Here is a 10,614-nt window from a genome sequence, read left to right on the forward strand (position 1 = left end):
CTGCACGTTCATCCGTACGCGGTCCTGCACGTTCACGTGTACGCCGACACTCTCCGCAGGACCACGGCGAGACGTGGCACCCCCTTAGACATCGCGACCGCATCCGGCCCAGCCTCCTCAAGGGCGAGTGACTCGTGTCCCGCCCCCAGGGCGCTGGTCAGGCCCGGCCGTTGTCCCAGCACTACGGCGACCTGGTCCGCGTCTCGCTCATGGAAGCCAGACCATCAGGACTCCAGACCAAGCAGCTGGTGGCTGCCACCCGTCTCTCTCCGTCTCAGGTTGCCCGGGGAGTGCGCCACCTGCGCGATGTCGGGGCCTCAGAGCATCTGACCCCGATCATCTGGCGCCGCAAGGACGGCTATCTCTTCTCCGAAGAGCCGGCCGACTGGATCGAATACGAGAAGAAGCAGTTCCGTCTCGTCCTGGGACGCCTCACCCGGTTGATCACGGGGACGCTCGACCCGCACCTCATGCGTCATCCCGATGACGAGTGGGCTCAGCTTGCTTCTGCCCAGCTCACCGGTGTCCGCGCCACTCTCGCCCAGCTCTCCAAGTGACCTCGGACCTCATCCCATGCCAGCTTCAACGGCCCACCGTCGCCGCTATCCCTCCGACACCACGGTCGCGGAGTGGGCACTGATCGAACCGCTGCTTCCCCTGCCGGCCTGCCAGACCAAGACCGGCGGCCGGCCGGAGAAGTGGCATCGGCGCGACATCGTCGACGCCATCCGCTACCTCGTCGACAACGGAGTCAAGTGGCGGGCGCTGCCCTCGGATTATCCGCCCTGGCAGACCGTCTACTACCACTTCGCCGCCTGGCATCGCCGCGGCGTCGTCAGCTTTCTCCGTGATCAACTGAGGCGGCAGGTCCGCACTGGCCAGGGGCGATGCCCCTGGCCAGTGACGTTGATCATCGACTCGCAGTCGGTCAAGGGCGCCGAGACCGTCTCCAAGGCCACCCGCGGTTTCGATGCGGGGAAGAAGGTCAACGGACGCAAGAGACACATCGCCGTCGACACCCTCGGACTCCCCGTGATGATCACGGTGACGCCCGCCGACACCACCGACCGGGACGCCGCCCGCGAACTCCTCTGGCGCCTTAGGGTCATGCAACCGCAGATCACGCAGGTCTGGGCCGACTCCGCCTACGGCGGCCAGCTCATCAACTGGTCCGGCAGCTTCCTCAACATGACCCTCAAAACGGTCTCCCGACCGCGCGGCGCGAAAGGCTTCGTCGTCCTGCCCCGACGCTGGAAAGTCGAACGGACCCTCGGCTGGATCATGAAGGCCAGACGCAACGTCCGCGACTACGAACGACTCCCACAGCACTCAGAAGCACACCTGACCTGGGCACTCATCACACTCATGACCCGCCGCATCACCCGCAAAGGCCCCCACGCCAACTGGTTGAAGAAAGCCTGACCGAACGGCCCTCACCCCGCCTAGGGCCTCAGCAGTCCTCATTCTGAGCTTCATCTCGACCGCGCAAAGCAGACCGCGGAGTCATGTGAGCAGGGGCGCAAGATAGCCGCCCTCGGAATCGAGGAGGTCGGCAAGCAGACGGCTCGGGCGCCAGTCCTCGCGACGTTCCTCGGTCGAGTCGAGGGCGAGCCAGATGTCAAGATCGCGGAGCTGGTCGAGAACCGCCGCTCCGTGGATCAGGGCTGGGCCATGAACTGGATCCATGTGACGACCAGCGATCTCCACCGCGACGGCGCCCGCCTGCGAATCGACGTGGTGGCCTTCCTCGGATACGCGGGCTTCGCACACCAGCCGGCACAGGTCGATCTCGACCGGGCCGAGCACGGCGAACTCGAAGTCCAGCAGGGAGACGACCTCACCGTCCCACAGGGCGTTCATCAGAGCGAGGTCCCCATGGTTGACGCTCTGCCCGACCAAAGGTGCCGCCCGGAAGTAGCCCTCGATGACGCTGTGGAGCCGCGACTTTTGAACGCTGGAAAGTGCCAGTGCGGCTTCGGCGCGTCCGGCCGCCGCCGCGGCATCGCCGAACGTCGCCGGAACAAAGCCCCCATGTGCTGCGACGTGCGTCCTGAGAGATGGGCTCGCGTCGTGCACGATCAGGGCTCGATCCCACAACTGACGGATCGCCTGTCGTTGCTCCGCAGGGGCCAGCGTCGGCCACACCTCGTGCAGGTTCTGGCCGCGCATCTCCGCGGTCACGATCCATCCATGGCCCTCAACGGTCCCCTCTCCGAGGACCTCCGGGTGCCCGACCTCTCGCGGCAGAGCCCTCACAAGCGCAGCCTCGCGGGCCATGTCGATGGGTGTATGCGTGATCCGCACGGCGATGCCACCGCCGACCCACGTCGCGTTCGAGTACCCGTTGGCTCGTCGCATCCGCGCGAGGTCACCGCCGTACTGGGCTGCAACCTGGGCGGCCAAACCCCGGACGAGGTCTACGCGCGACGGGTCACGATGTTGGTCGAGCGGATGAACATCCGCACTGGGCTCTTGCATCATCCGAGCACTTTGCCACAAACATCCGGGTGCTGATCCAGTGGATAAGCGACGTCACGCTACCGCCGGCTTCGTCCTCGCCAGCGGCACCCCCGCACCCCGGGCAATACCGCCGCGCCACCCCACCCGAGCCCACACAACCAGCATCGAGGCACTCAAGCCGTAGGACCGGATTCCAATCAGGCACTTACGACTGGCCCGTCCAACCCACGCAACAGCGTAGGACCACCTGATCTGAGACGGAGGCGGTACCCCGCTCAAGGTCATCACGACCGCGGCCAAAGTCAACGACGTCACCCAGACCCTCGCCCCGGTCGACGGCATCCCACCCGTCGCAGGCCGCCCCGGCTGGCCCCGCCGACGACCAGAAGCCCTGCTCGGCGACAAAGGCTACGACTCAAGCCCCAACCGCGACGAGATCCGTCGCCGACGAATCCTGCCCGTCATCTCCCGCAAGGGATCACCCAACATCAAGGGCATCGGCAAGCTCCGCTACGTCGTCGAGCAGACCTTCGCCCGACGCCACCACTTCAAACGCCTCGCTGTGCGCTGGGAACCCCGCACCGAACTCCACGACGCCTTCGTCTCCCTCGCTTGCAGCCTCATCTGCTACAGACGCCTCAAGAGGACCCGACCATGATCGTGTTACGAGCTCTAAGCGCGTTCACATTACGCCGACAGTACCGGTCCGGCACTGGCCGTGGCTTCGGCGCCCATTCCGGCCACGGCAGCAGCGGTTCGATCAGTCCCACAAGTTGTCGTCCAGGATCCACGGCCGAGTAGTCACACGATCACGAACGGCCGAATCGTCAGGATCGGTCGCTCCCATTAGGACGATTCAACAAGATCGAGTAACGAAGATCACAGCGTTGTGGCTCAGTAGTGCCCTCGATCTTCATCCCAGAGGCACCTCCCTTGCTGTCAGAAAAAGGAAGCATAGCTACAAAAATCGAACGCTTCCGAGCGTGAGGGCGCCGTACTCTGCTTTTTCCGGTCACGTGTCTCCGCGAGTATAGGCAAGTACGCTGACGTGTGGGACGCTTGTATTCGCACCACCCCCGGCCGCAAGCTCGCCATATAGATCATTAAGTTGAAGGATCGGCATGGCGAGGGTCAGCTGATCGATCCGCCCATCGAACGGAGTCGCACATGTGCGTTCTTCAGGCCAAGAAGCAGAAACCCATCAACGAGGAAGAGGAAGCGCCCGCACAGGATTAGCGGTAGCACGCCATGGGCGGACATGAAGAGCGCCTCGCCGACCTGGGGATCATTCTGCCTCCGCCCTTGGCAGCCGGTGAGAACTTTGTTCCAGTCAGAATTTGTGACGGTATGGCCTATGTCTCCGGACATGGTGCCGCCCTCGATGATCATGCTCTGTGTCTGGGAGTTGTGCCTGATCAGGTAGACGTCGAGAGGGCTAGGTGGGCTGCACGGCAAACGGCGATGGCCCTGCTCTCCACGCTCCATGACTGTTTGGGAAGCCTGGACGCGATCGATTACCTTGTTTCGATTCGCGGGTACATTGCCACCGCCCAAGGCTTCACTCAGCATCCAACGATTCTCGACGGAGCATCAGAACTATTCCTGCAGATTTTCGGCCCTCATGGAGTACACGCACGCTGCGCGATCGGAGTGGCAAGTTTGCCCTTCGGGCTTACTGTCGAAATCGAGCTCACAGCACGCTTGGCTTAGAGTGCTTGGTGCGTCGCCAAGACGCGAGCCTGTGCTCCTTAGTTTCATCGAAAGATACACCCAACAGGAATATCTAAATAAGGAGCCCGCCCATGCACTTCACGCGACAAGCGAACCGGCAATTGACGCTGGCCTCTCTTCTGGCTGCTCTGGCTCTCTCGAGTGCGCCCCTCGCATCCGCTTCTACACCCACTGTCATGACCTGCACGGGCTACGGCACGCAGACCCACACGCCTGGCCTTACCCTCGTCACGCAGCCAACCTCGATCACCGGTTCGTCGCTCATCGGCCCTTGTCTAGGCAGCGACTTGGTGGACAGTGGTACGACTTCCGGGACCGCAACCGCGCAGGCCAGTTGCCTGATCGGCCTCACCAGCACTACCACTTCGACCATCACTTGGAAGAAGAATGGCGAGGTCGTCGGGACGAGCAAGTTCACGGCCCAGAACGTCACAACCCGAACGCTGGGACAGACTATTGCCGTCTCTGACGGAACAATCACCGAGGGTCTGTTCAACGGAGCACACGCGCGACGCGTCATCACCTTCGTCACCTTCGACCTCGCGGGATGTGTTGGCACCGGCATCAGCTCTATTGCCGGCCCCCTCGAACTAGTCGTCACCGGCATCTGAACCCCCTGAAACCGCAGACTTCAGAGGGGGGCGTCTTGTCCTTTGACCAGATGAATCGACAGCGCTGAGTTGTTTGCAACGCTCCTGCTACGCGACTGAGTTGAGCGGCCGCTGCTTGGTGAGGGGTGTTGCGACGGCAGCGCGGCCTCGGTGTGATCATGTGCGATGTCGAGACGCTATGGATCATGCCGAGGCCGCGTAGGCGTGTCTGCCGCACGACGCTGTTCGCGTCGAGTCCCTGACCGCGTAGTCGCGGTTCCGGACCTACTTCTACGACTGCCTGACCGCCCGCGCGGACGCGTTGTTCGAGCTGACGAACGCGGTGTTGTGCACGGATGGGCCGGTGCGGTCGCTGGTCGATCTTGCGCTGGCCCCGAGCACCGCCGGGGTCACGGTGCTCTCTGCGCCGGTCTAACCGTGCCCGTGAAGGTGGTCTGCGGTATCGACTGGGCCAGCGACCACCACGACGTCGCGGTGGTCGACGGTGACGGCAAGCTCCTCGGGCGGGCCCGGATCGTAGATGACGCGGCGGGCCTGCAGCAGCTGCTCGACCTCCTGGCCGAACACGGCGATGGCCCCGGTGAGCGGATACCGGTGGCGATCGAGACCTCCCGCGGCCTGCTGGTCGCCGCTCTGCCCGCGACCGGCCGGCTCGTCTACGCCGTCAACCCGATGGCCGCCGCCCGCTACCGCGAGCGCCCAGCGTCTCGCCCAAGAAGTCCGACCACCTCGACGCGATGGTGCTGGCCAACATCCTGCGTACGGACGCCGACGCCCATCGCACGCTGCCGACGGACAGCGAGCTCGCCCAGGCCATCGCCGTCCTGGCCCGCGCCCAGCAGGATGCCGTCTGGGACCGCACCCAGGCCGGCAACAAGCTCCGCTCACACCTGCGCGAGCACTTCCCCGGCTACCTCGCCGCCGTCCAACCGGTCACCAGCGGCTTCAACTCGCCGCTGGCCCGCACCCTGCTGGGCGCCGCACCCACCCCTGGCCAGGCCGCCCGCCTCACCCGCACCCAGATGAAGGCCGTGCTCAAGCGCACCGACCGCCAACGCGGCATCGACGCCGAGGTCGAACGCGTGCACGCCGCCCTTCGCATCCCGCAGATGCGCCAGCTCCCGCAGGTCGAGAGCGCAATGGGCCGCAAGGCCCTGGCCCTCCTAGGCAAGTTCGAGGCCGCTTGCAACGCCGCTGACGATCCGGCCGAGGCATCGGTCGAGCTGTTCGAGCAGCACCCCGATGCCGCCGTCATCACCAGCTTCCTCGGTCTCGACGCGCTCAGCGGCGCCCGGGTGCTCGCCGAGACCGGGGAAGCTGGTGATGACCGCTCCCGTTTCGCCGATGCCAGGGCCCTCAAAGGCATACGCCGGATCAGCACCGGTCACCCGCTCCTCCGGCAAGAGCCACGCGATCATGGTCCGCCGGGTCAAGAATCAGCGGCTCGCCGCGGTCGGCTACGTCTGGGCCTTCGCCTCCCTTACCGCCTCGCCCGGCGCCAGGGCCCACTAGGACGGCCGACGTAATGCCGGCGACCGCCACAGCTCTGCCCAGAAAACCTCTACAACCGGCTCCTAGGCTGCCTCCAACACTGCCTCACCACCGGCAGGCCCTACAGCGAGAACACCGCCTTCCCCGCTCCGCCAAAGCTCGAACTGGCCATCGCGGCTTGACCCGCTATCCCCATCGGATGTCTTTTTCGTGGCTCCGCAACGGGGCCTCCGGCCTTCGGGTCGGGTATGACTTCCCCCTCCTGTTGGTGATGATCCGGGGGGTGGTGTCACCGGTCCCGGAGGCATCGACGGACCGCTGATGAGGGGTTGAGCACCGGTCTCACCCGGGCCGGTTGAGCTCTCCGTAACGTCGGTGTGGCAGCTCGGTGCCGAGGCAAGGCCGGACGAAAGCGTGACCGGAGGGGCCTGCGCGTGACCGACACCGGCGACATCGACGTCTTCCTCGGCCTGGACGTCGGCAAGGGCGAACACCACGCCACCGCCGTCACCCCGGCCGGGAGGAAGACGTTCGACAAGCGGCTGCCCAACACCGAACCCAAGCTCCGCGAGCTGTTCGCGAAACTCCAGGCCAGGCACGGACGGGTCTGGTTGTGGTCGACCAGCTAGCCTTGATCGGCGCCCTGCCGCTGGCCGTTGCGACGGACATGGGCTGCCCGGTCGCCTACCTGCCAGGGCTGACGATGCGGCGGATCGCCGACCTCTACCCGGGCGAGGCCAAGACCGGTGCGAGAGACGCATTCATCATCGCGGATGCGGCCCGGGCGATGCCGCACACGCTGTGGGCGATCGATGGGGAAGACGAGACGATCGCCGAGCTGGAGATGATCGTCGGGTTCGACGACGACCTGGCCGGCGAGGCCACCCGCGTCGCCAACCGGCTGCACGGCCTGCTGACCCAGATCCATCCGTCGCTGGAACGGGTCCTGGGACCGGGACTGCAGCACCCTGCCGTCCTGGCCCTGCTGGAACAGTTCGGGTCACCGGCCCGGATCCGCAAGGCGGGCCGTTGGCGGCTGGTCACGCTGCTGCGGCCGAGAGTTCCGAGGATGGCCGAGCTGCTGGTCGAGGAGATCTTCGCCGCGCTGGACGAGCAGACCGTCACCGTTCCGGGGACCGACGCGGCCGCGTTGATCGTCCCGAGCCTGGCCGGATCACTCGCCGCTGTCCTTGACCAGCGGAAACGGCTGGCCGAGCGGATCGAGGAACTCCTGGATGGCCACCCTCTTTCCAAGGTCCTGACGTCCATGCCGGGGATCGGCGTCAAGACCGGAGCCAGCATCCTGATCGAGGTCGGCGACGGCAGCACCTTCCCGACCGCCAGCCACCTCGCCGCATACGCCGGACTCACCCCCGCGACCCGCAGTTCCGGGTCGTCGATCCGCGGTGAACAGCCCTCCCGGAGAGGAAACAAGCAGCTCAAGCGGGCCTTCTTCCTCTTCGCGTTCGCCGCCTTGGCCGACCCTGGATTTCGGGCCTACTAGGACAAGAAGATCGCCCAAGGGAAGCACCACACCCAGGCACTGCTCTGCCTCGCCAGACGACGGGCAGACGTCCTGTTCGCGATGCTCCGCGACGGAACCTTCTACGAGCCTCAACCCGCCAGGTCAGCCTGAACCGCCGAGAACCTGGCGGGCCTCAGCCCGCACCCGATCGAACTCCTCTGCGGAGATCTCGGCTGCCTCGGGCTGATCCTGCCAGCCGTCCATCGGACCTTCAGCAAGGACCACGAACTGCCCTTCATAGCTGAGCATGGCGGCGAGATCGGCATGATCACGCAAGTGCAGCACCTCTTCCAGAGAGGCCGCCGTCACCGGACGTGAGTCCTGCCTACGGACCTCAACCTGCCGCGCTGCCCAACCCTCACCATCGGCCTCGAAATACAGCCACAGATCTTCGTCCTCGTAGTAGGTGCGGAACCAGGTCGTCATGCCGCCATCCTGGCTCAGCACCTTGACCAAACAGATAGGGGCACCCCCCCGGAGAGGGGGGCTCTTCGGGGCGCGGTCCACGAATAGCTACCCATGGAAGTTGCTGTCGGCTCGCCGCAAACCTGGCACAGCATGTGCGGTACCGATACTGACCTTGAATGAGTGATCTCGGGGAACAAAGGGTGTGATGGTGCCCCGACCTGCTCCGCAGATGGTTGCTGCGCCAAGATGAGCGCATGACCGAGAGCGAAGCGGAACTGCTGGCGTTGTTACGCGAGCTCGATGATCCGGAGTGGCTGGAGCGGCCGCGGTACTACGGCCGTGGCGAGACCGCAGTCCACTCCGGTGTTCTGAAGGCCCGGCTCGAAGTGGACTTCGCAGCTCGGCTTGTAGCAGGTCATCCCCGCCATGGAGACTCGACCCGATCCCCGCCCGCGCACGCGGACGACCGGAGTGCTGCCCCTGCGGCCCCAGGTCCCGGCACGCGGCGGCGTCATCGACTGGCCGGCCTCGTCTTCGAAGACCACCCAACCGCCGTTCGCCGCCGCGGTGCTCTTACCCGCGGCCACACCTCTCGTTTCCACAACTCCACCGCGTCGTCGTCAAGCTCGATCGCACGCCGGGTCGGCTGCTGCCAGGACCAGCCATAGCGCCGCAACAGTCGCCACGTGCCCTCCACGGTGTACGAGACGTGGAACAGCCTGCCGATCACCGTCTGCACGCGGGGCAGCGTCCACCGCTGGTCGGCCCACCCGTGTGCCAGCGGACCGCGCTCCAACTCCCGCTCCAACCTGGCCATCTGCGCGTCAGATAGTCGGGGTCGACCAGGTGACCCCTTGGAGGCCACGCCGGCGTAGCCGCCCTCGCGCCACTGGCGTCGCCAACGTTCCACCGACCGTTCCGAGACCCGCAGCATGGCAGCGATCTCTCGGGTCTTCCCGCCAGTCTCGAAGCACGTCACGGCCTGACGCCGGACCCGCTCCCGCGCGGCTCTCTCGACGTCGGTCAAGCCGCAGCCCTGATCATATCTCACCGAACGAGGACTACCGAGGTCACCTTCACGCTGTCCGGCGAACAGCCCGACATCACCCGCTCAAGTTCAGTAGACATTGACAGGTCGGCGCCCTGCGGGGGCCGATGTTAGGCGTACCTCTGAGGTGGAACGGCTGAAAAATTCCGTGCGGCAAGAGGTAAAGGAGGGTGCAGGTGTGGCTATGATCGAAGTCACCGCTTCCTGAAAGGTTACATGTTTTTGTGCCCTTTTTCCTGCCGCCACGTTTTCTGCTGAGAGTAAGGACGCGCATCACCTGATGCTAATATCCACCTCCATGCTGTTGCTCAAGGCTGGTATTTTTGTACGCCCGCGTAGGGCATGCCGCATTTGGATCAATTAGCGCGCCGGTGGGATTTCCGACTGATCGGAGCGGTACTGTCTGGAAAACGGATGCCCCATGCCGAGGTGGCACACTGCGCGACTTGCACTGCGCCGTGGCGATAATCGAGCTGCGAGTGCCGCAGATGAGTCTCCGCACAGACAACGGCGCATTTATCGTGGCAATCGCGGACCTGATGGTTTATCCCGGGGCCGAACAGACCCGCTCGACGTGCCCGTCCGGCCTCTCAGCGTCACAGAAATACACCTTCTTCAGTCCGATCTGCACTCGGGCTTTCCGGGGCGCCTGGTGATATCGGACATGTATGTTTCTGCCCGATGGCTGCGCCGTACGCGAATAGCGTGCGTGTTTATGCGGACGCCCTCAGGCGGCCTGTCTGGAATGAGGGTGCCCGGTGCGTCGGTGCTCGTCTGAACTGGCTTGCCATGGATGTGCGCCGGCCGGCCCCTTTGGGGCCGAAGACATAGACGTCGACGGCGGCGCGGTCCGCTGTGGGGTGATTGAATAACCGATTCCCGACACCAGCCTTTCGGCCGCTGGCATCACGGGCAATTTTCTCTTTCAAGATCTGCCCGAATGACGACCGTCATTCACTCCCGGCGCTGCAGGCTACGACTCACGCGGAATCCTTGGCTCCGCCACCCCACGCCCTCTGTCAACAACCCAGAATGGAGTACTACCTCGTGCGTACCGCCGACATCCGCAGCCGCTTCCTCGGCTTCTTCGCCACCCGGGGCCACACGATCGTCCCCAGCGCGCCCTTGCCGACCCCCGACCCCACCCTGCTGTTCGTCAACGCGGGCATGGTGCCGTTCAAGCCGTACTTCACCGGTGAGGCGCCGGCCCTGTGGGAGCGGGCCACCAGCGTGCAGAAATGCGTGCGGACCCTCGACATCGAGGAGGTCGGCCGCACCACCCGGCACGGCTCGTTCTTCCAGATGAACGGCAACTTCTCCTTCGGCGACTACTTCAAGGA

At 65.1% G+C, this 10,614-nt stretch carries 7 protein-coding genes and 4 pseudogenes; 8 read left to right on the forward strand and 3 right to left on the reverse strand.

Going from position 1 to position 10,614, the window contains the following annotated elements:
• The first annotated feature begins 134 nt into the window (after positions 1 to 134).
• Complete coding sequence (locus ACFWRT_RS14445) at positions 135 to 557, forward strand: hypothetical protein (RefSeq protein WP_380949038.1); 423 nt, start codon at positions 135 to 137, stop codon at positions 555 to 557.
• A gap of 16 nt (positions 558 to 573) precedes the next feature.
• Positions 574 to 1,422 (forward strand): IS5 family transposase, encoded by an 849-nt coding sequence (locus ACFWRT_RS14450; RefSeq protein ID WP_380949037.1) that lies wholly within the window; start codon positions 574 to 576, stop codon positions 1,420 to 1,422.
• An 81-nt stretch (positions 1,423 to 1,503) separates the two neighbouring features.
• On the opposite strand, the gene ACFWRT_RS14455 is transcribed toward ACFWRT_RS14450, so the two are convergent.
• The gene (locus ACFWRT_RS14455; RefSeq protein ID WP_380949036.1) at positions 1,504 to 2,481 is read right to left on the reverse strand and encodes a phosphotransferase family protein; all 978 of its coding nucleotides are present in this window, start codon (positions 2,479 to 2,481) and stop codon (positions 1,504 to 1,506) included.
• A gap of 253 nt (positions 2,482 to 2,734) precedes the next feature.
• Here ACFWRT_RS14455 and ACFWRT_RS14460 point away from each other — a divergent pair.
• The 5 genes and pseudogenes from ACFWRT_RS14460 to ACFWRT_RS14480 all read left to right on the forward strand — a co-directional run.
• Positions 2,735 to 3,118, forward strand: a pseudogene (locus tag ACFWRT_RS14460) (transposase); the annotation flags it as partial.
• A gap of 590 nt (positions 3,119 to 3,708) precedes the next feature.
• On the forward strand, positions 3,709 to 4,170 hold the full coding sequence (locus ACFWRT_RS14465; RefSeq protein ID WP_380949035.1) for a RidA family protein: 462 nt from the start codon (positions 3,709 to 3,711) through the stop codon (positions 4,168 to 4,170).
• A 92-nt stretch (positions 4,171 to 4,262) separates the two neighbouring features.
• Positions 4,263 to 4,802, forward strand: a complete 540-nt coding sequence (locus ACFWRT_RS14470; RefSeq protein ID WP_380949034.1) for a hypothetical protein — start codon at positions 4,263 to 4,265, stop codon at positions 4,800 to 4,802.
• Between the two features lie 423 nt (positions 4,803 to 5,225).
• Positions 5,226 to 6,475: pseudogene (locus tag ACFWRT_RS14475) on the forward strand (IS110 family RNA-guided transposase).
• Positions 6,476 to 6,727: 252 nt separating this feature from the next.
• Positions 6,728 to 7,797, forward strand: a pseudogene (locus ACFWRT_RS14480) (IS110 family RNA-guided transposase).
• 123 nt (positions 7,798 to 7,920) lie between these two features.
• Here ACFWRT_RS14480 and ACFWRT_RS14485 read toward each other — a convergent pair.
• Both ACFWRT_RS14485 and ACFWRT_RS14490 read right to left on the reverse strand, forming a co-directional pair.
• Positions 7,921 to 8,244 carry a hypothetical protein gene (locus ACFWRT_RS14485; RefSeq protein WP_380949033.1) on the reverse strand — a complete coding sequence of 108 codons (324 nt, stop codon included), beginning with the start codon at positions 8,242 to 8,244 and terminating at the stop codon, positions 7,921 to 7,923.
• A gap of 383 nt (positions 8,245 to 8,627) precedes the next feature.
• Positions 8,628 to 9,277 (reverse strand): annotated as a pseudogene (locus ACFWRT_RS14490) (IS630 family transposase); the annotation flags it as partial.
• A gap of 1,044 nt (positions 9,278 to 10,321) precedes the next feature.
• On the opposite strand from ACFWRT_RS14490, the gene ACFWRT_RS14495 reads away from it, so the two are divergent.
• Positions 10,322 to 10,614: alanine--tRNA ligase-related protein (locus ACFWRT_RS14495; protein ID WP_381121301.1), on the forward strand; the 293-nt coding region annotated here is incomplete at its 3' end.

This window comes from Streptomyces cyaneofuscatus (assembly GCF_042718795.1).
In the GTDB taxonomy this organism is placed as follows: Bacteria; Actinomycetota; Actinomycetes; order Streptomycetales; family Streptomycetaceae; genus Streptomyces; species Streptomyces cyaneofuscatus_A.

What these genes read in the sequence shown, in the direction of transcription:
- ACFWRT_RS14470 (WP_380949034.1), top strand. Translation starts at nt 4,263, where the DNA reads ATGCACTTCACGCGACAAGCGAACCGGCAATTGACGCTGGCCTCTCTT.
- ACFWRT_RS14485 (WP_380949033.1), bottom strand. Translation starts at nt 8,244, where the DNA reads ATGACGACCTGGTTCCGCACCTACTACGAGGACGAAGATCTGTGGCTG.
- ACFWRT_RS14450 (WP_380949037.1), top strand. Translation starts at nt 574, where the DNA reads ATGCCAGCTTCAACGGCCCACCGTCGCCGCTATCCCTCCGACACCACG.
- ACFWRT_RS14465 (WP_380949035.1), top strand. Translation starts at nt 3,709, where the DNA reads ATGGGCGGACATGAAGAGCGCCTCGCCGACCTGGGGATCATTCTGCCT.
- ACFWRT_RS14455 (WP_380949036.1), bottom strand. Translation starts at nt 2,481, where the DNA reads ATGATGCAAGAGCCCAGTGCGGATGTTCATCCGCTCGACCAACATCGT.